This window comes from Macrococcus sp. 19Msa1099 (genome assembly GCA_019357535.2).
Classification (GTDB): domain Bacteria; phylum Bacillota; class Bacilli; order Staphylococcales; family Staphylococcaceae; genus Macrococcoides; species Macrococcoides psychrotolerans.
In genome coordinates, this window is record CP079955.1 from 1,391,296 (window position 1) to 1,412,573 (window position 21,278).

At 37.9% G+C, this 21,278-nt stretch carries 23 protein-coding genes, 1 riboswitch and 2 other annotated features; of the genes, 1 reads left to right on the forward strand and 22 read right to left on the reverse strand.

The features are described 5' to 3' along the window. Positions 1-6 precede the first annotated feature (6 nt). The 18 genes from KYI10_07255 to nrdR all read right to left on the reverse strand — a co-directional run bounded on the left by KYI10_07255 (position 7) and on the right by nrdR (position 17,982). Positions 7-741 (reverse strand): methyltransferase domain-containing protein, encoded by a 735-nt coding sequence (locus KYI10_07255; protein QYA32187.1) that lies wholly within the window; start codon positions 739-741, stop codon positions 7-9. Between the two features lie 390 nt (positions 742-1,131). Next, positions 1,132-2,196, reverse strand: a complete 1,065-nt coding sequence (locus tag KYI10_07260; GenBank protein QYA32188.1) for a M42 family metallopeptidase — start codon at positions 2,194-2,196, stop codon at positions 1,132-1,134. A gap of 157 nt (positions 2,197-2,353) precedes the next feature. After that, positions 2,354-2,542, reverse strand: a complete 189-nt coding sequence (locus KYI10_07265) for a hypothetical protein (protein ID QYA32189.2) — start codon at positions 2,540-2,542, stop codon at positions 2,354-2,356. Between the two features lie 59 nt (positions 2,543-2,601). After that, the gene (locus tag KYI10_07270) at positions 2,602-3,234 is read right to left on the reverse strand and encodes an MOSC domain-containing protein (protein QYA32190.1); all 633 of its coding nucleotides are present in this window, start codon (positions 3,232-3,234) and stop codon (positions 2,602-2,604) included. Between the two features lie 226 nt (positions 3,235-3,460). Further along, positions 3,461-4,819, reverse strand: coding sequence for a hypothetical protein (locus KYI10_07275; GenBank protein ID QYA32191.1), 1,359 nt, complete (start codon positions 4,817-4,819; stop codon positions 3,461-3,463). A gap of 34 nt (positions 4,820-4,853) precedes the next feature. Then, positions 4,854-5,858: a uroporphyrinogen-III C-methyltransferase gene (gene cobA, locus KYI10_07280; protein QYA32192.1), complete on the reverse strand. Its 1,005-nt coding sequence runs from the start codon at positions 5,856-5,858 to the stop codon at positions 4,854-4,856. Beyond that, a complete protein-coding gene (gene nirD, locus KYI10_07285; GenBank protein ID QYA32193.1) occupies positions 5,849-6,160 on the reverse strand; it encodes a nitrite reductase small subunit NirD in 312 nt (103 codons plus the stop codon). The genes cobA and nirD overlap by 10 nt, the downstream gene beginning before the upstream one ends. Positions 6,161-6,162: 2 nt before the next feature. Then, the gene (nirB, locus tag KYI10_07290) at positions 6,163-8,565 is read right to left on the reverse strand and encodes a nitrite reductase large subunit NirB (protein ID QYA32194.1); all 2,403 of its coding nucleotides are present in this window, start codon (positions 8,563-8,565) and stop codon (positions 6,163-6,165) included. A 27-nt stretch (positions 8,566-8,592) separates the two neighbouring features. Then, positions 8,593-9,018 carry a bifunctional precorrin-2 dehydrogenase/sirohydrochlorin ferrochelatase gene (locus KYI10_07295; GenBank protein QYA32195.1) on the reverse strand — a complete coding sequence of 142 codons (426 nt, stop codon included), beginning with the start codon at positions 9,016-9,018 and terminating at the stop codon, positions 8,593-8,595. After that, entirely contained in the window at positions 8,999-9,730 is a 732-nt protein-coding gene (locus KYI10_07300) for a CbiX/SirB N-terminal domain-containing protein (GenBank protein ID QYA32196.1), read from the reverse strand. The genes KYI10_07295 and KYI10_07300 overlap by 20 nt, the downstream gene beginning before the upstream one ends. A 166-nt stretch (positions 9,731-9,896) precedes the next feature. After that, positions 9,897-10,253 carry a 50S ribosomal protein L20 gene (gene rplT, locus KYI10_07305; protein QYA32197.1) on the reverse strand — a complete coding sequence of 119 codons (357 nt, stop codon included), beginning with the start codon at positions 10,251-10,253 and terminating at the stop codon, positions 9,897-9,899. A 27-nt stretch (positions 10,254-10,280) separates the two neighbouring features. Beyond that, positions 10,281-10,481: a 50S ribosomal protein L35 gene (rpmI, locus tag KYI10_07310; protein ID QYA32198.1), complete on the reverse strand. Its 201-nt coding sequence runs from the start codon at positions 10,479-10,481 to the stop codon at positions 10,281-10,283. A gap of 12 nt (positions 10,482-10,493) precedes the next feature. Next, complete coding sequence (gene infC, locus KYI10_07315; protein QYA32199.1) at positions 10,494-11,030, reverse strand: translation initiation factor IF-3; 537 nt, start codon at positions 11,028-11,030, stop codon at positions 10,494-10,496. A gap of 18 nt (positions 11,031-11,048) precedes the next feature. Next, positions 11,049-11,173, reverse strand: a sequence feature (ribosomal protein L20 leader region). A gap of 31 nt (positions 11,174-11,204) precedes the next feature. Continuing rightward, positions 11,205-12,650, reverse strand: a complete 1,446-nt coding sequence (locus KYI10_07320) for an amino acid permease (protein ID QYA32200.2) — start codon at positions 12,648-12,650, stop codon at positions 11,205-11,207. A gap of 125 nt (positions 12,651-12,775) precedes the next feature. Continuing rightward, positions 12,776-12,949, reverse strand: a riboswitch (Lysine riboswitch). A gap of 52 nt (positions 12,950-13,001) precedes the next feature. Beyond that, positions 13,002-14,930, reverse strand: coding sequence for a threonine--tRNA ligase (thrS, locus tag KYI10_07325; GenBank protein ID QYA32201.1), 1,929 nt, complete (start codon positions 14,928-14,930; stop codon positions 13,002-13,004). Positions 14,931-14,983: 53 nt separating this feature from the next. Then, positions 14,984-15,184, reverse strand: a binding site (T-box leader). Between the two features lie 64 nt (positions 15,185-15,248). Next, positions 15,249-16,169: a primosomal protein DnaI gene (gene dnaI / locus KYI10_07330; protein QYA33932.1), complete on the reverse strand. Its 921-nt coding sequence runs from the start codon at positions 16,167-16,169 to the stop codon at positions 15,249-15,251. Then, positions 16,169-17,509 (reverse strand): DnaD domain protein, encoded by a 1,341-nt coding sequence (locus KYI10_07335; GenBank protein QYA32202.1) that lies wholly within the window; start codon positions 17,507-17,509, stop codon positions 16,169-16,171. The genes dnaI and KYI10_07335 overlap by 1 nt, the downstream gene beginning before the upstream one ends. Before the next feature lie 8 nt (positions 17,510-17,517). Then, positions 17,518-17,982: a transcriptional regulator NrdR gene (nrdR, locus tag KYI10_07340; protein QYA32203.1), complete on the reverse strand. Its 465-nt coding sequence runs from the start codon at positions 17,980-17,982 to the stop codon at positions 17,518-17,520. Positions 17,983-18,105: 123 nt separating this feature from the next. Here nrdR and KYI10_07345 point away from each other — a divergent pair, with 123 nt between their 5' ends. Further along, a complete protein-coding gene (locus KYI10_07345) occupies positions 18,106-18,822 on the forward strand; it encodes a GDSL-type esterase/lipase family protein (GenBank protein QYA32204.1) in 717 nt (238 codons plus the stop codon). A gap of 19 nt (positions 18,823-18,841) precedes the next feature. Here KYI10_07345 and KYI10_07350 read toward each other — a convergent pair whose 3' ends face one another. The 4 genes from KYI10_07350 to coaE form a co-directional block, all read right to left on the reverse strand. Further along, the gene (locus KYI10_07350) at positions 18,842-19,156 is read right to left on the reverse strand and encodes a multidrug efflux SMR transporter (protein QYA33933.1); all 315 of its coding nucleotides are present in this window, start codon (positions 19,154-19,156) and stop codon (positions 18,842-18,844) included. Continuing rightward, complete coding sequence (locus KYI10_07355; GenBank protein QYA32205.1) at positions 19,156-19,476, reverse strand: multidrug efflux SMR transporter; 321 nt, start codon at positions 19,474-19,476, stop codon at positions 19,156-19,158. Before KYI10_07355 ends, KYI10_07350 begins: the two co-directional genes overlap by 1 nt. Positions 19,477-19,556: 80 nt before the next feature. Further along, complete coding sequence (locus tag KYI10_07360) at positions 19,557-20,567, reverse strand: glyceraldehyde-3-phosphate dehydrogenase (GenBank protein QYA32206.1); 1,011 nt, start codon at positions 20,565-20,567, stop codon at positions 19,557-19,559. A gap of 119 nt (positions 20,568-20,686) precedes the next feature. Next, positions 20,687-21,271, reverse strand: a complete 585-nt coding sequence (gene coaE / locus KYI10_07365; protein QYA32207.2) for a dephospho-CoA kinase — start codon at positions 21,269-21,271, stop codon at positions 20,687-20,689. Positions 21,272-21,278: the final 7 nt, after the last annotated feature.

The following is a 21,278-nucleotide window of genomic DNA, read 5'->3' on the forward strand; positions in this document are numbered from 1 at the left end:
GTTTTATTATTCCTTCACAGCTTTAAAGATGACAAATGACGGGCGATGATTAATTTTTTCGATATCGACATGGCTCATATATTCATTGGATAACTCGGTATTTCCGGTTTCGATGATACGCTCTAATTTAAATCCTGCTTCAAGTAATGTATTCAGCAGCTCCTCCATCGTTCGATGATATTTTATTACGTCTTGTTGCAACCATCTTGTACTACGCATACCACTCTCGAAGTAATGATCCAGCTTATAATGATCATACATATCAGGCACATGTGACCATAAATCGTCTGAACGTGTTGCAGTTGCGACAGGATGCTCAATTGAGAAGATAAACACACCAGTATTTTTCAAATGATTATAAACCTTTTGAACAGCACCTTTATAATCTTCAATATAGTGAAATGCAAGGGATGAAACGATAACATCATAATCCGCGACAGAATCAAATTCCATAAAATCAGTATTCAAGAAAGTAACATGCTGATCCTGTATATTTTCCTTTGCTTCCTGTATCATGTTGCTAGAAATATCGATGCCCGTGATCTGAATCGGAGACTGCTCAAGCATATACTGGACGAGCTGTCCCATTCCACAACCGATATCGAGTATTGTCTTATTATACAGATTCGGCAGAAGTTCTTTGATTCTCGGTACTTCTATCATTTCGTTATAACTCGTTGGATTTAATCTGACTTCTTTATAACGATTAAAGAAGTCGTGGTTATCATAAATGTTGTGCATATGGATTCTCCTCTTAGTGTAAGGAATACAGTACGTTTCATAGGTGGCGTACTTTAAGATAGTTCGACACATACATTCTCGAATCTCACTATCTCAACGCTCTAGGTGGCGTACTTTAAGATAGTTCGACACATACATCTCAAATTTCAATATCTCAACGTTCTAGGTGGCGTACTTCAATATAGTTCGACACATACATCTCAAATTTCACTATCTCAACGCTCTAGGTGGCGTACTTCAACATAGTTCGACACATACATCTCGAATCTCACTATCTCAACGCTTTAGGTGGCGTACTTCAACATAGTTCGACACATACATCTCGAATCTCACTATCTCAACGCTTTAGGTGGCGTACTTTCCAATAATTCGCCATCTACAAAACCATTCCTAAATCTCCTGCTTAATAATTCGTTCCACCGCTTCATCATCAATACTTTCTACAACTTTCTTAAGCAATTTCACTGCACCATTATAATCTTCACGATGCATCATCGAAACATTACTATGGATATAACGTGTTGGCACAGATATTGTAATCGCTGGTACACCGTTATTACTCACTGCAACGTGCCCTGCGTCCGTATATCCTCCTGTAAGATGATCAATTTGATATTTAATACCATTCTCCTCTGCCACCTGTTCAACATATCGTCTAAAGGATACATGTCCAATATTCCAGGCGTCTGATAACAAAATTACAGGGCCATCTCCCATCTTAGTTTGTCCGGCGTTCTCCATACCCGGTGTCTTTGAACATATACATACATCAATAGCTATTGCCAGGCTCGGACGTATCTTATTTGCTGCAGTGATTGCACCACGAGATAAAGTCTCTTCCTGCGTAACAGCGCCTGCATACAAAGTAACATGATTATCAACTGCTTTAATAACTTCGTATGCTGCAGCACATCCAAAGCGGTTATCAAATGCTTTAGCAAGTAAATAATTAGGATTAGCCATCACTTCAAACTCTGAATACGGGGTGATTGGATCGCCAACACGTACACCTGCATCCAATGTCTCTTCACGATTATCTGTACCGATATCGATAAACATCGCATCTGGATCAACTTTATTACGTTCTGCTTGTGGTAAGACATGCGGTGGTTTACTACCGATGACACCTCGCACTTCCCCTTGTTGCGTTAAAATCGTAACCTTCTGACTTGTCATTACAGTTCCAGACCAGCTGCCTAAATTCGTAAATTTAATAAATCCATCTTCAGTAACTTCTGTTACCATGAAGCCAATTTCATCTAGGTGGCCCAGTAACATTATTGAATGGTTTGAAGCCATCTTTTTAACCCCAAAGATGCCTCCTGTATTATCGTGCACCGTTTCTATACTTTCTTCATCAAATAGTTCCTGCATCAGCTTTGTCATCGGCAGTTCAAATCCAGCCGGTGCATTACAGTCGGTCATTTGTTTAAGTAGTGCTAGTTGCTTGTCCATAAATACATCTCCTATTCCACCGTAAACTTATATTTTATGTTATTATAGGATATTATTACATATATTGTTCCAAAAATATACCATCGCTGGTCCAATTAATTTATGCCATCCTTTAGCAATTGCTAATGCAGCAGTCTTCGGTCATCCTATATTTGCATTACTTGAAAATAATATTCCCTCCAGCTTTCGGTAATATATCAGTCTTAGATACTGAGCTTCTAAATGATACAGCCATAATAAAGAACTCTGCATCAAAATTTAACACAAGTTCGAGCAACGAGATTTCTTTTCTACTAATATAATCCTCCTGCCCTGCAAAAAGTGGCTTCATTGTTAATCTCATCAATAAACATTATATTTCTTATTTATCAGAATGCTTTATAATATTGATGAACCACTCACATCTCATAAGCGCTTTGCAAACTTTTCTTTATGTTCAGCAGGTAAAGCCTCCACCTTCAATGCTTTATCAATCAATGCTTTATTCTTCTTATCACCGTATACTAATTCATTAAACTCATGTAATGTAAACCCTGTTTCATCTTTTTTCACAAGTTCTAACTGACAATCAGGTGCTACCATACCTTCAGCAAGTACTCTAAAGTAACACCCTGTTGCTCGACTTGCGGCCATCATCTTTACGATATTTGGTACATTGTGTATCTGGGCGATTGTATTACATGGTCCACGTCCTTCAGTCACTTGAATAAGCGCCTCTCCAAGTTTATAAATGTCACCAATGCTAATTGTATCTTTATCTAATCCGACGGTTGTTATATTCTCACCGAACAAACTAAATTCCGTGTCAATCTCTATGTAATCTGACCATAAATCATAATCATTAAGATCATATAAGCAAACCGCTTTATTTATACCGCCATGCCCTTTATAGACATGTTGATCTCCTACAAACCCCATAAAAGTGAGTTGTACTGCATTCTCAACAGGATATTTATAATAAGCAGTTTTCTTCTCTTTACCTTTTACATTAATCTTTTCTATACTACCGATACAAATTCTTTTCACTTCATACTGCATGTCCTCACCTCTTCAATTGTGTTATTTCAAGTGTATTATTATCGATTAAATAAGTAAATTAAAAATCAGCTACTCAAATGAGCAGCTGCTGATATAAATTTAATTTCTTTTTACTGAACACGGTATAATTAAAAAGATCAAAGTAATGCGCAAGCTTTAGTTCAATAATAAATCAACATAAAACCGAAACATAATAATATCTTTATGTTTCGGTTTCTATCGTTAACTATCTTTTCTTATTACGTTTCTTATATGACACAACGCGTGACTTCTTCTGCTGACGATATTCCGGCATTTCGATAACTTTATGTCCACCGATACGCCATAACCTTACTTCTGTGTACATCGTCTTTAACAACTTCGTTAAGTTCTCTGTCGGTACTATAGAGATCATCTGTCTTGCACCAAGATCTGCGACAAATTCAAATGCTGTTTCAAAGCTATCTGTCACACGAAATGTCTCTATAATTTCGTTGAACAGTGCTTCTACTTGCTGTGGATAAATATGTTCACCTTTCATATTGTGCTTCAATTCTGTCTTTAAGTCTTCTTTTAATTTATTATTCTCTACATGTGAGTTCTGTACATATTTATAGATTTGCTGAGCGTTCACTGGTGTATAGTATTCCATATTGCTGAACATTACATCTAAATCCATCTGCTGATGTGAATATATTTCATGTTTCACCCAGTTGCCTTTAATATTCGGTACGAGATTTGGAAAGTAGGTCGTTATATCCTGCTTGATGTCATCACTCGTAATATCCTTGCGATATACTTTCTTATACACTTGCTGCATAAAATCCAGACGTACAAATCCGTATAGGTTCATCATTCCACAGTAAAACTTAATCTTCTCGATTTCCGGATTAATTATGCCTGATGCTTTCAATTTTTTAAAATGTTCAAGCACATCTTTCGGTACGAAGAGGATTTCATTAAAATCATGACTGAACGCAAAGATTTCTCTCGTTGCCCCTTTCATATATGTGAAATTGTCATAGCCGAACTGCAATGCATTCTCAATATTCAGTTGCAGCTCAAAGTCCATATACTTCATCATCTTCTGAATCATCGTGAAGTCTTTAAAGAATGCCTGATGAATCATGTTAATATTTGAATTTTTATCTGATTTTTCTTCTAACTGATAAAAGCGTACAATCCCGATGATATCTTCATCACTTAATGTTTGTAAATGTGTCTTCAAATCTTTGTTCGACCAGTTATCAATCATCGTATGAATGTTTGTTTCAATTTCAAGCTGTGATTGATATTGTTCGAGATTGGCTTTTAGCACATCGCTTTCATATGCAGTTTCTTCATCAGTCGGTGCTTCAATCCATTCATGTTCACTATTTAGGTGCAGTTCATTATAATAGTTGATCATTTCATTTGGAATTTCAAAGATTTTACCGCTACTTGCTTCAATCAGTCCTGCTTCAACTAAGTTAGGTAATACATATTCCGTCTGTATACTATCTTTATTGATACGGTTGCCGTTTGCGGCGAGCAATGTTAAATAGAGGTGCTCTGTTTCATTTAAATTTGGAATCACTTGGTGAATTATTGATTTAGTAATTGTCATATATTGCTCCTATCTATAAAAAGGCTGAACTACTTCAGCCTTTAATATTAATGATATTGCGATTAAATTGTATGCCATACGTTTCTTCAAATAATTGTAGCGCTTGAGTACTGAATGCAAATACTTGCGTAAAAGTTCTTTCGCTTAATACATCAACATGTACGTTTCTGTACTTTTCCTGTACTAATGCGTCATTCATCTGGTCGATTGCGTAATAAAATCCACCTTGCTCAAATCGTTCGATAAGTTCATGCTTATTGATTTCATCTGTACTTATATAGAGATGGGCTTCATTAAATTCAGGTAGGGATTCAAACCATGATACCCCTTTTCTGCAGTTCACAACGTCACCAATAATAATCATTGCCGGATGTGTAACCTCTTCTTCCTGAACTTTCTGGATAATATTTGTTAAATCTCCTGTAACCGTCTTCTGGAAGCCATAACTTGCATGTCCAATTACTGCTATTTTTAGATGAGCTTCATTTTTAGATAATACTTCTACGATTTCAGGTAATGCTTTCATCCCCATATACAGTGCAAGTGTTCCACCTTTCGCGAGTGCTTCAAAATCAATTTCTCTGACGCTGTCTTTTTGCAGATGACCCGTTGAAAACGTAACATGCGGTGAATATGCACGGTCCGTCAGTGGGAAGCCTGAATAGAGCGCTGCAGCCGATGCGCTTGTAATCCCTGGAACAATCTCGTATGGCGTATGGTCGTCCAGACTTTCTACTTCTTCAGTCAGGCGACCGAATATACCTGGGTCCCCACCTTTTAGACGGACAATAGTCTTATACTGCTGCGCACAATGATTAATGATTGTATTGATTTCATCCTGCTTCTTATATTTTACGTCAGGATTCTTACCAACGTATATCAGTTTGCATTCGCGCTTGCTGAGCTGCAGTAATATTGGATTTACAAGACGATCATATATAATCACATCTGCCTGCTCGATTTTACGTATTGCCTTATAAGTAACAAGACCTGGGTCACCTGGTCCTGCACCGATAAAGTAAACTTTACCTAGATCCATATATAAAGTACACCATCTTCGACTTCTGTTTTATAAGTCTCAACACATCCGTCTGCTTCATCTGGTGCCTGAATTTGTCCATCGTTTAAATTAATCTTTCGATCATGCAGCGGACAGAATACGTAATGCTCACTTACCGTACCTTCTGATAAAGGACCATTTTTATGAGGACAGCGATTACCGATCGCTCTAATATCTCCAGATTCTAATAAGAATATACCAATCTCTTCGTCTTTCACAAATACTTTTTTACCAATTTGAGGTTCTAATTCAGATACATTGAATAGTTTAATTTTTTCCATGACTATACGCGCTCCACTTCATACATTTTTCGTTTCTCTTCATCTGATGCAATTGCTTTCCATGGTTCTTCCTGACGTGCTTTATTAGCATCCATCAAACGATCGTATAATTCCTGTTGTTTCGCTTCATCCAGCAGTACTTCTTTCACCTTGTCGAAACCTAAGCGCTCCATCCACGGTGCAGTACGTTCAGCGTAAATTCCTGTTTCACGGTAGTATTGCATCATCGCGCCACATAAACGTACAACTTCATCTTCAGTTGCTACTGTCGTAAGTAACGTTGCAGCTTTAACTTCTGTACCACCATTACCACCAACAAAGATCTGGAAGCCATTCTCGACACCGATAACACCGAAATCTTTCACACCAGATTCTACACAGCTACGTGGACAGCCTGATACCCCAATCTTAAATTTATGCGGTGTATCAATATATTCAAATGTTGACTCGAGACGAATTGCAAGTTGCGTCGTTAACTGTGTACCGAATCGACAGAATTCTTTACCGACACATGATTTAACAGAACGTAGTTTTTTACCGTATGCAGATGCCGAACGCATACCTAGATCTTCCCATACTTGAGGCAATTCCTCTTTCTTAATACCATATAGACCGATGCGTTGTGCACCAGTGATCTTCACTAATGGCACATCATATTTCTTCGCCACTTCACCTAATTTAATTAACTGATCAGGATTCGTTACTCCACCCTGCATCTGTGGAATAACTGAGAAAGTACCATCATTTTGAATGTTTGCATGGAAACGTTCATTTGCATAGCGCGAGTCTTTTTCATCTTCATGTTCATGTGGCCAGCACATATTTAAGTAGTAGTTGACTGCAGGACGACATTTCGGACATCCACCTAAGTTTTTAAATCCTAATACGTGACGAACTTCTTTAGATGTCTTTAATCCTTTTGCACGAATTTGTGTCACAATCTGATCACGCGAAAGATCAGTACAACCACATATTCCAGCCGGTCCCCCTGCTTCAAATTTATCTCCTAAAGTAAAGCTAAGTAAATCAGCGATTTGACCTTTACATTTACCACATGATCCACCCGCTTTAGTATGCGCTGTAACTTCACCAACCGTCGTCAATCCTTTTTCATGTACAGCTTTAACGATCTGCCCTTTAGATATACCGTTACATCCACAAATTGTTTCATCGTCTGCCATCGTTTCCACACTGATTGCATCAACTTCACCAGCTTTATGCAGTAATGACACTAATGTAAATTCTTCGATTGCTTCTTCTTTTTTCATCATATTGTAGAAGCGGTTACCTTCTTCGGTATCACCGTACAGTACTGCTCCTACAACTTTACCTTCTTCTACATACACTTTTTTATAGACATTATCTAAACCGTTGTACACTTCAATACCGCGTGTCTTTTCACCTTCATAAATCTTACCCGCAGAGAATAAGTCACAACCAGATACTTTAAGTGAAGTAAATGTAGTTGAACCGTGATATCCATCTGTTGGATTGCCAGTAATGTGGTCAGCTAATACTTTCCCTTGTTCGTAAAGTGGCGCTACTAAGCCATAAACTTTTGCGTTATGCTCAACACATTCACCAACTGCGTATATATCTGGGTCACTTGTCTGCATAAAGTCATTAACAACGATACCACGACCGATTTCAAGTTCAGCGGCACGTGCTTGCTTTGTTACGGGACGAATACCAACAGCCATAACAACTAAATCCGTTTCAATTACTGAACCGTCACTTAAACGGATTGCTTCAACGCGTTCTTTACCGATAATTTCCTGTGTATTCCCTTGTAATTTAAATTTCATACCTTGTTTCTCTAAATCTGCTTTCAACATTTCTCCAGCTTTACGGTCTAGCTGCATTTCCATTAACCATTCGCCTAAATGTACAACAGTAACATCCATGCCCTGGTCAAGCAATCCACGCGCACATTCTAATCCAAGCAATCCACCACCGATTACGACAGCTTTTTTGTAATGACGCGCCTGCTCAATGATGTATTCTGTATCTTTAATCGTTCTCCAGCCGATTACACCTTCAAGTTTCACACCATCAATCGGTAACATGAAGGCAGTAGAACCTGTTGCAATGATGAGTTTATCATATGAAACTGTAATTCCCTTTTTCGTTGTTACTCTCTTATTTGTTCTGTCGATTGATTCAGCTTTATCATCATTGATTAATGTGATGCCTTGTTCTTTATACCATTCATAATCATTTAGAATTGTTTCCTGAACATCCATCTTCTTCTGTAAAATATTTGACAGCATAATACGATTATAGTTCGGATATGGTTCTTCACCGATAACTGTAATTTCAAATAGATCTGGATTACGCTCCAAAATTTCTTCGATCGTACGTATTCCTGCCATACCATTACCAATCATCACTAATTTTTGTTTCATATTTTTTCTCCTCTTCAATTCAATGGTTTATTTTAATAACGCTTTAATTTTATGTTTAAGTGCTTTACTTTTCTCTGGACTTACACCTTCGCTTGAAATCATAATACGCATATCCTCATGCTTGAAAGACGCTACATTAAAGAAGTTTGAGTTACTCTTATTTGAGCAATCATTAACAAGCTGATTATCATATACACATTCCATCACCTGCTTATTGACATCGTCATCATTTGTTGTAATAAACACGATGTCATATTGACTGATGTCCTGCTTTATAAATGGATGTTGGATGCATGCAACATCCATGCGCTCTATTTCAGCATCTATCTCTGGTGCTATGACAGTGATATGTGCCCCTTCACCTTGTAAACCATTTACTTTGCGCTTTGCAATTCTGCCTCCACCAACAATAAGAATATTTTTCCCTTCTAAATTAAGCATGACCGGATACATGGGTACACTCCTCAAGCGCTTTGAGCTTATTTAATACGCCTTGAGCCATATTAAAATCTAAATCTAATGTTTCAGTAAAAGAAATATCATATCCCGCTTCAATGAATGGCTGACTTAGTCTTTTAATCTTGTGCACGAGATGACCATCGAATAAGAAATACGGCATAATTACAATCTTCTGATGCTTATCCATCGTCTTTAGTTTTTCTTCAAGACTTAAATTACCATATAACATTGCCGGAACTAGCGTCTGGTCTGTCGATTGCTGCATTACTTGTACCATAGCAGTAAGACGCTCATCGGGTTCAGTAAATCTTTTGTTACCATGGGCTGTAATCAAAATTGTTTCGTCGCTAAACTCAGAGAGGATGCGCTCACACACCTGGTACACGCTCGGTTCATCACCGAAACAGTCGGCAATGCGATATGTTATGTAAGGAAAGTCCTTCAACACTTCATCAAGCTGTTCTGGAATATCTTCTCTTGCATGCATCGCCGGAAATAAGAGCATCGGCATCACCAATAATTCTGTAACACCAAGTGCTATCATACGACGTGTAACAATGGGTACATTCTCAGCATCTTTTTCCAGAAAAGCTAGCTGTTGCACTCTCTCGGGACGCTTAGAAATAATATGGTCAATAAATGCTCTAAAGCGCTCATTTTTATCCGGCATCTTTGATCCATGTGCAATATATATGATTCCTTTCATAGGTGTCCACCTCTTTATTAGATATATTTTTATTATAGCTTAATTAGTTGTGAATATGTTCACATAAGTAGATGAATAGGGATTTCCCTATATAATTTATTTTGCAAGAAAAAACAAAAAAACCGTTCAATGATGAAATATCATCATTGAACGGTTTTAATTACTATTATTTTAAAGCTGCTTTCGCTTGGTTTACTATCTCAGCAAATGCTTTTTCGTCAGAGATAGCGATCTCTGATAACATTTTACGGTTAACATCAATGCCAGCAACTTTTAATCCGTTCATTAAACGGCTGTAGCTGATATCGTGTTGACGTGCTGCTGCATTGATACGTGCGATCCATAATTTACGGAATTCACGTTTCTTTTGACGACGGTCACGGTATGCATATTGACCTGACTTCATTACTTGTTGTTTTGCTACTTTATATAATGTATGTTTAGAACCAAAGTAACCTTTAGCTAATTTGATCGTTTTTTTACGACGGGCGCGTGTTACTGTTCCACCTTTAACTCGTGGCATTATAATTCCTCCTTAAAATTCCTATTATTATTTTACGTACGTTAACATTTGTGCTACGCGTTTTTGGTCACCTTTAGAAACTAAAGATGCTTTACGTAATCCACGTTTTTGTTTTGTTGATTTGTTAGCAAATAAATGTGAAGTGTAAGCTCTTGAACGTTTTAATTTCCCTGAACCAGTTCTTTTAACACGTTTTGCTCCACCACGGTGAGTTTTCATTTTAGGCATGTTTTTATCCTCCTAGTTTTGTTTTTTATCGACGATAGGCGCTAACATTAAGAACATTGAGCGTCCATCCATCTTTGGTTTTTGTTCAACAGTCGCAAGATCTTTACATTCTTCTGCAAATTTCTCTAATACACGCTGACCGAATTCTTTGTGCGTAATGGCACGTCCACGGAAACGAATAGATACTTTGACTTTATCTTCTTTCTCTAAGAACTTACGTGCATTCTTAAGTTTCGTATTAAAGTCATGATCTTCGATTGTAGGACTTAAACGAATTTCTTTAACCGTAACAACTTTCTGCTTTTTGCGTGCTTCTTTATCTTTCTTCTGCTGCTCAAACTTGAACTTACCGTAATCCATAATTTTGGCAACGGGTGGTTTAGCGTTTGGTGCAACAAGAACAACATCAAGATTTACGCGTTCTGCAATTTCGATTGCTTCAAACTTAGTTTTAACACCGAGTTGTTCACCATCATGTCCAATTAAACGTAATTCCTTCGCGCGAATTTTGTCATTGATTTGAGTTTGATCTTTAGCTATGGTTGACACCTCCTATATGATTTACGAAGACAAACAAAAAAGCGAATGCATTATGCACCCGCTAAAAAATAGACATGTCTAACCATGTTATTTAACCCTGTAACTGCTATTGCGTCTTCAGGGCGAGAAGCGGGATGCTTCTACTTGTCCGTTTCGTATTCAACAGACTTAATAATAACAGGGTTATGCATCAATGTCAACATCTATTTTTTCATATTTACTCATATCTGTATCTTGTGATAAATCAACTTTTTCTAATGGGATCTTCTTTGTTTTATATCTCAGTTTATGATAGAAGAAAAATACTAAGAAAATAGGAATTCCCATATATGTAATCATAAAGCCATTCATGTCAAAGTTTCTATTTATAATCAGGTCCGTATCCTGACCAATAATTACAAAGAGACATAGTATGAATGCAAAGATTGGACCGAATGGGAACCACATTGCTTTATACTTCAATACTGATAAATCTTTGTTCTGCGCATAAAATGCACGACGGAATCTATAATGACTAATAGCGATACCGAGCCAGGCGATAAAGCCAGTTAATCCACTTGCCGCAACGATATATTCATATGCACCACTGGCCACACGTTCAACTAAGAAGATAATCAGCACAACTATGAAGGTCGCTAATAAACTCGGAATCGGAACCCCTTTCTGATTGGTCTCAGAAAATTTACGGGATGCTAATCCGTCTTTACCCATCGCGTATAACATACGTGTTGAAGCATACATACCACTGTTACCCGCTGAGAGAATTGACGTTAAGATAACAGCATTCATAAATGACGCTGCAAACGCAAGTCCAGCATTTTCAAAAACTAATGTAAATGGCGACTTCGCAACACTGTCTCCTCCCATTAAGTTCGGATTTGTGTAAGGAATGATTAAACCAATGACTAGAATAGATAAAACATAGAAAATTAATATTCTCCAGAATACTTGTTTGATTGCTTTTGGAATCGTTTTTTCTGGTTCTTCAGACTCACCTGCAGTAATTCCTACAAGCTCTGTACCTTGGAAACTAAAGCCTGCAACTAAAAATACACCAAGAATCGTTAAGAAGCTTCCGGTTAATCCATGACCTAGAAACGGTGCTTCACCAGTCGTGAAATTTTTGAACCCTAAATACTCTCCTCCGATTATTCCGAAGATTGTCAGTACACCAATCCCTAAAAATAAGATAACTGTTACTACTTTAACAATCGCGAACCAATACTCACTTTCACCATATACGCGCACTGATAATGTGTTCAAAAATAAAATGATGGCTAAAAAGACTAAACTCCATGCCCAGCCTGGTAAGAAGTCCATCGGTGCCCAGTATTTAATTACACTTGCAGCAATACTCACATCCGCCGCTACAGTAATCACCCAGTTAAACCAATAGTTCCAGCCTAATGCAAATCCAAGTGACGGATCAACGAATCGTGTTGCATAAGTTGAAAAACTTCCTGAAATCGGAAGATACGTTGCCATTTCTCCAAGTGATGTCATTAAGAAGAAGACCATAATTCCGATAATTGTAAATGCAAGTAACGCCCCACCGGGTCCAGCATCACGGATAGCTCCTCCACTGGTCATAAATAATCCTGTACCAATACATCCACCGATGGCAATCATAGATATATGACGCTGCTTCAATTTTCTTTGTACTTGATTTGTACTTTCTGACAAAGTAATAACTTCCCTTCTATAAATAAAAATGGATGCACACAATTGTATGCATCCATAAATGATTCTTCTTACCATTTAGTAGCGCATCACAATATGTGTGACAGTCTGTTACTTATTCAGTAACAGCCCAGAATTTAAGCTCATACACTTAGCTTCTTCGGCATCGTTTCCTTTCTACTGGTTTCAATTACGTGTATGACGTATCCATCAGTATACTCTTAAACAATGCGACCTCTACCTCAACGAGGAATATTAAGTTAATGATAAATATACATTACTTATCATAATTTTTCAAGCTTATTTTTTTAGACGAATCTCATCTACAATAGACCAGATGAAATCATCACGATCGATTGTCTTAGATTCTTTCTTACCATATTGACGAACGTTCACTTCATTATGCTCAATTTCTTTATCTCCTACAACAATCTGATAAGGAACTTTATGCATCTGAGCTTCACGAATCTTGTATCCCATCTTTTCTTCGCGGTCATCGATATGACAACGGACACCTTGTGATTTCAGTTCATCATAGAGTTTACGCGCGTAGTCATAATGTACCTCATTTGAAACTGGGATAATCTCAAGCTGATTAGGCGCTAACCATAATGGATAGGCTCCTTTATACTCCTCAGTTAAGAAAGCAACGAAGCGCTCCATCGTAGAGATCACACCACGGTGGATTACTACTGGACGATGTTTCTCACCATCACTACCGATATATTCCAGATCAAATCGTTCTGGTAATAAGAAATCCAGCTGTACAGTTGAAAGTGTCTCCTCTTTACCTAAAGCTGTTTTAACCTGTACATCTAATTTAGGACCATAGAATGCGGCTTCTCCTGGCGCCTCCTCATAATCCAGTCCCATTTCATCTACCGCTTCTTTAAGCATCAATTGTGCACGTTCCCACATTTCATCATCCTGGAAGTACTTTTCAGTATCTTCTGGATCACGATAACTTAGACGGAACTTATAGTCTTGGAACTTAAAGTCTTTATACACATCGATAACAAGCTGAACGACGCGAATAAATTCTTCTTTAATCTGGTCAGGACGAACGAATATATGCGCATCATTCAATGTCATACCACGCACACGCTGTAACCCGCTTACCGCTCCACTCGCTTCATAGCGATGCATCATACCAAGTTCTGCGATACGTATTGGTAATTCACGATATGAATGTGGTTTATTCTTGTATACCATCATATGGTGTGGACAGTTCATCGGGCGTAGTACAAGCGCTTCGTTGTCCATTTCCATCGGAGGGAACATATCTTCTTGATAATGATCCCAGTGACCACTCGTCTTATACAGATCAACCGATCCCATAATCGGTGTGTATACATGATCATAACCAAGTGCAACTTCTTTATCCACGATATAACGCTCTAATTCACGTCGAATTGTTGCACCATTTGGTAACCATAACGGTAAACCTGCACCTACAAGCTGATTTGTTGTAAAGAGCTCCAGCTCCTTACCGATTTTACGATGATCACGTTCTTTGCGTTCTTCAAGAATCTTCAGATGTGCTTTCAGCGCTTTTTTATCGAAGAATGCAGTACCATAAATACGCTGCAGCATCTTGTTATCTGCATCACCTCTCCAATACGCACCAGCAGTTGATAATAGCTTGAATTCTTTTATCTTAGCAGTTGAAGGCACATGCACACCTCGACAAAGATCTGTAAACTCTCCTTGCGAATAGATAGTGACATTCTCATCTTCAGGGATTGCATCGATTAGTTCCTGTTTGTATGGATCATCAGCGAAAATCTTCTTCGCTTCTTCACGACTGACAACACGTCTCTCAATCTTGATATTCTCTCCGACAATTTGTCGCATCGTCTTTTCAATTTCAAGTAGGTCTTCACTAGAGATCTTATGCTCTGTATCGATATCATAGTAGAAACCTTCTTCAATAACAGGACCTACACCGAAATGCACATTACCATACATACGCTTTAGCGCTTGAGCCATTAAATGGGCAGTTGAATGACGTAATACTTCAATACCTTCAGGAGACTCAGGCGTGATGATTTCGATGTCTCCATCTGTTTCAAGTGCTGTTGATAAATCAACCATTTGTCCATTAAATTTTCCTGCTAAAGCTTTCTTCTTTAAACCAGGACTGATTGAACCTGCAATATCTTCAGTTGTAACGCCAGCCTCAAAACTTTTTACATTACCATCTGGAAATTTAATATTAATTTCACTCATTCAAAACGCCTCACTTTTTTATTTTATTTTAAACAACAAAAAGACCCCATCCCAAAAGGGACGAAGTCTATTCGCGGTACCACCCTAATTACTGATTGCTCAGCAACTCTACATAAGATAACGGTCTTGAGCCGGATAGCGATTAACTATCATGAACATAAGGGAGTAACAAATGATCTTAAATGCTGATTCTCACCACCATCAGCTCTCTATAAATTAAGGAATCATCGTCTTATCCTTATGATGTTATTCATATAGACGAACATTTCTGTTGTTTGTTACCTAATATTATACACATATTGTCGGGATTTTCAAATTTTATTTTTCACGTCTATAGTTTTTACCTGATAACATATAAGCATCACTTAATGTCTCGATGCGCTCCATAATACGCATTGCTTTCGTCTGTTCAGCACCATGCTTTGTCATTGATAAATGATGAGATAATTCTTTGAAATCGAAATTTGAACTAAAGAATGTCGGCATATTGTTCATCATACGGTGGTTGAGAATAGGTCCAAGCACTTCATCACGTACCCATGGCGTCAAATCTTCTGCACCGATATCATCCAGCATAAGTACAGGCGTATTTTTCACACGGTTAAGCCGTTCGTTATATGTACCATCACTGAAGCCATTTTTAAGTTCTCGAATAAACTCAGGAAAATACAGGAGCGTCGTATAAATATAGCGTTCCTTCAGTTCGTTGGCAATCGCACCCAGTATAAACGACTTACCTGTGCCGAAAGGACCGTGAATATACATCCCTTTCGTATCATTACCTCTTGCGATATCACGACAAATGATGTTTGCTTGACGCACGATATCGATACGCGTTTTATCATCTAAATGTATCTGTGCAAGCTTTGCATTTAGTACGTCCTTCGGCATGTGGATTGCAGTAATAAACTGTTTCATCTTCTGAGCTTCATCATGAGCGAGTTTAGATGGACAAGGGAGGTGCTTAATCTTAATTTTATTGTTTTCAACATACAGTTCAGGCGTATGTCCTGGTACAAAGTTCTTACACTTACTGTAAGATTCGCATGCATCGCACATCTTTGAAGAATCTTTATATTCTTGTAGTACAGATAAATCATTATCGATCATCTTATCTGTTATGTGATTCTCTTTAATAAACTGCTTAATATCAGGTTCTTTAATCGTTTCTTCTTTTATTGCCTCAATACGTTTAAATATATCGCTGTTCGTATGCAGTATCGAACCCATATGTTTCATCATTTATCCTCCTCCCATGATTGATTTAATTCTTCTAATAACTTCTGTCTTTCCTTTTCCAGGTCAATATTATCTGTATCCTCTTTAACTGCTGGCTGTTGTTCTTCAAGCAGCCATTTCGGTGTCAGTTCTCTTTGCACCGTATTATTCTTTTTATAGTGATTTGCTTTATTATACAATTTCTCCTGCTTCTTCTGTTCAAATGACTTCACATACTTGTAGGCTGCTTCACTGTTCGATAGCTTCTGTTTCTTCCAGTTTGAAGCAATCTCTTCGATATAACTCTGCGGCAGTTTCATATCATTTGTAAACATGACATACTGCAATAATATATTCATTACACCAAATGGCAGTTGCTCGCGTTCTAATATTGATTCAATCATACGCTTTTGTTTAATTGTCGGTTCAGACTTACTAAATGAAGTAAGCATATCTATCGGACTTGTCGTGTCCATCAATTCAAACCAGGTCAGTTTCGTTTCTGGCGCGTCATCTTTTACCTGCTGAGGTGTTAACTGCGGTAATTGGCCGTCATGTTCAATCTGATAGAAGTCCCGGGCATTCTTACGTAAATCTTCATGTGAAATTTGCTGGTCACTCGTCAGTGATTTCAAAATGATGCCGCGCATATCATGTGCTGCGATATCGTACAGTGTCGCTAGCTGAACAATTAAGTTACGCGTCGCTTTCGGCAGTTGACTTTTCGTGATTAAATTCTGTGCGAGCAGCATCTCCAGTAAATCAAAATCAAACGTATGCTGGTGAACGGGTATTCCGAGCGATTCATGCTGCTTTACCAGATATTCATTTCCTTCAAAAATAGCCTTTTCCGGAGATTTCGGTGTACCAAATACATCCATGTACTTACTTGACACATCTTGATAACCGTCCAGATTTAACGTTTCATTACAGAACCTTGACTTTAGCTGCTGATATCTCGGCTTACCTACTTGCTGGAACAAGAATACAGAGAGCATTGGATCATTAAAGAACTGAGATGGCATGACGGGTGCAATGAGTTTATAGACAAACTTCTGATTATCTTCAATACGCATATATGTTTTCAGTAGTCCAATTGCTTCTAAACGTTTACGTATTACTTCAAAGTGCGCTAAGTTCATCTTTAATTCACTTAAAATAACATAATGATTGATGACGTCGCTTGTCTGATCATAACCTGTGAGAAACTGACGCATAAACTGATAGACGCCAATACATTCAACTCCGATTAGGGGTGTATATAATGTAGTTAGTACATCTTCAGTAACTTGTGTTGCAACATAGTTGCTGATAACGATAAACTCATCGGTTCCATTCAATTCAGTAAAATAACGCTCCATCTTTGCACCTACTTTTTATTCTTTTCATTGAGTATATCACTCATCGTACGGAGCAACTGATCGACGTCTTTAAATTCTTTGTAGACAGAGGCAAAGCGTACGTAAGACACTTGATCCAGTTGCATCAGGTGCTCCATTACAATTTCACCGATATCGACAGATGAAATTTCAGACTGCCCTTTTTCTCTTAATGCATTCTCCACTGCATCCGTAATCTGTTCGAGAGATTCGTACGGAACAGGACGCTTTTCACATGCACGCACAAGACCATGTACAATTTTATCACGATTAAAGGCTTGTCTTGTTCCATCTTTTTTCACGACAATCAAAGGCTGTAGTTCTATGCGTTCAAACGTTGTGAAACGTGTACCACACTGTTCACATTCACGACGTCTTCTGATCGCATTCATATCGTCTGCATGTCTTGAATCAACGACCTTCGATTGATTAAAGCTGCATTTTGGACATTTCAAGACACTCACCTCATTTATATTTATTTCTCAATTATACATTATCATGTTTATTTACTAAACATTTAAGTTTACACTTGCTACAATTGGATAATCTACCAATAAACCAAAGAAAGGAATGAACAAATGAGACCTCATTATATTCATCTGTCAAAACGAGAAGAAGGAAACCCTGTAAATAAGCTGAGAGAAAGTTTCAACCACAGAAATGAAACGATTCTTTACCTTAAAGATCCGGTCGGCATTGTATTCATCGGAGATTCCATTACAGATTACTGGGACCTTGATAGCTATTTCGCGTTACATAATGGTAAACGTATTATTAACCGCGGTATCGGTAATGATCGTTCTCAGTGGGTACGCGAACGTTTTGTTGCGGATGCCATTCAGCTGAAACCTAACTGGATTGTATTAGCCATCGGTATCAATAACACGAAAGAACTTGATGATGATCAAACTGAAGCCAACCAGATACACATCAAGACACGTATTTTAGAAGATATTGAAGCAATGGTTATTATGGCTAAAGCCAAGAATATTAATATTGCTGTAGCAACACTCACTTCAACGAATCGTCCACAGCTCGACGGATTTATTACGCGTTCTAAACTTGTTAAGGCAATCAACCTGGAAATAGTTCGGCTGTGCATAAAACATGATGCACAATTTATTGATTACTACACAATGATGACTGAAACTAAAGAAGGTATCGACTACTTACGCAATGAACTTACTGATGACGGTCTCCACCCTCACGTACTCGGTTATGATAGGATGGCGGACACGCTCGTAAAGACATTGCCATATCCAATACAATTGAAAACTAATAAAAAGGAGAAATAGGTATCATACCTGTTTCTCCTTAATTTAATAATTTAAGTCCAATGGTACACCCTAGTATAATCGCGATACATAATATTCTAAGCGGATGTCTTGATTCATTGTAAAAGATAATGCCGAGCAATGTCCCGCCAACAGCACCGATACCAGTCCATATCGCGTATGCTGTACTCATCGTAATCCCTGCTAAAGATAAGGACAGGAAGTAAAGACTAATTCCAAACGTAATAACCAGCAATAAAATATAGAGACGCTTACCAGACTTACTGTACATATTCATCCATAATACGCCGAGCATCTCACACAATCCTGCAATGATAAGAAATATCCAGTACATCATACGCTCTCCTCCTCAGTAGCAACCTTTAAGCCGATAACACCTATGATAAGCATTGTAATCAGCACTACTTTCGGCCAGCCAAATGGCACTTCATACACCGCTACATCAACAATCGTGACAAGCGTCGCACCAAGTCCGACGAATATCGCATAAGCTGTGCCCACAGGTAAATATTTAGTTGCATTTAGCAATAAATAAAAACTGCATGTCACACTCACTAGAGTGAGTATCCATTCGACCGCACTGTCTGCGTGTGCAAGTCCTATAACCCATCCTGTCTCAAACAGTGCTGCAATTATTAATTTTATCCAGTTCATAAATACCTCCTTGATTCAACACCTACCTAACATAACATAAAACGCCGCCCAATTAAATTGGACGGCGTTATTCAAGGAAACTATTTATTTAACTGTTCACCCATTAATCCTGCAAGTTCTACAACGCGAGTAGAGTAACCCCATTCGTTGTCATACCATGATAATACTTTAACCTTTGAACCTTCCATAACGATCGTTGAGAGCCCATCTACGATAGAGCTATGTGGATTCGTATTGAAATCCACTGATACTAACGGCTCGTATGTTACATCTAAGATGCCTTTAAGTTCATTATCAGCTGCATCTTTAAATGCTTTATTTAATTCTTCGACTGTGACTTCTTTTTCTAAATCTACAACTAAGTCGACTAACGAAACATTCGTTGTTGGTACACGTAACGCCATTCCATGAAGTTTACCTTGTAGTTCCGGTAATACTAGAGACAATGCTTTTGCAGCCCCTGTAGAAGTTGGAATAATACTTTGGGCACATGCACGGGCACGACGTAAATCTTTATGTGGGTTATCTAAATTCTTCTGGTCATTCGTATATGCATGAACTGTCGTCATTAAACCATTCTTAATACCGAATTTATCATTCAATACTTTAGCAACTGGTGCTAGACAGTTTGTTGTACATGAAGCGTTCGAAATAACATCATATTTCTCAACATCTAACTGTGCACAGTTCACTCCACGCACGATGGTCTGAACATTACCTTTACCCGGAGCAGTAAGTAGTACTTTCTTAGCGCCAGCTTTAATATGTGCAGCAGCTTTCTCTGCATCGTTAAACTTACCAGTCGCTTCGATAACGATATCAATATTCATATCTTTCCATGGTAATAATTCCGGATTACGTTCAGATACGAGTTCAATCTTCTTACCATCCACAAGTAAACCATTTTCAGTTGGTTCAATATCAAGTTCAAACTTACCATGAGTAGTATCATATTTCGTTAAATGAGCTAATGTTTCAGGCGGGTAGCTCGCATTGATTGCTACTACCTCTAAATTATCATCTAATAATGCTGCACGAAATACCATTCTGCCAATTCTTCCTAGCCCATTAATCGCTACTCTTGTTTTCATTAAATAATCTCCCCTTCAAAGTGTTATACTAATACTTAGAAATAGTATAACACAATGAAAGCGCTTGTGAAGAGCATTTTCTGCAAATTAAAAAATTTGAATTTTTCGAAAATTTATATCTATTTATAGTGTTTGATTAACGTATCTAACTGTTGATATAGTGCCTCTAAATCACGACAATTATCAATGACGATATCCGCTTTATTTCGCTTTTCATCCATCGACATCTGACTACTGATACGTGCATCTGCTTCTGACTCTGAAAGTTCATTTCGTTTCATCAGACGCATTTTTTGTATATCGTATGACACATATACAACCCATACTTCATCGATAGTATGTTCGAGCTTATTTTCATATAAAAGTGGTATATCCATAACTACCACCTTGCCTTCGGAAAGTGCGGCAGCTTTCTCTTCATCCATCAGACGTCGTACGATTGGGTGAACAATTTGATTTAAATTATCACGCTGTGCCTTATCGTTAAAGATGATCGTACCTAGTGCTTTACGATTTAATGTCCCATCTTCATTCAGCACTCCTGGAAATGTTTCAGCAACTCTTCTTAATCCTTCGGTTCCTTTTTCTACAGCCTGCCTTGCCGCAATATCTGCATCAATTACAGCGAATCCATTCTCTTTCAGATAATTTGCTACTGTTGACTTACCACTGGCAATACCACCTGTTAAACCTATAACTGTCATAGCTCCT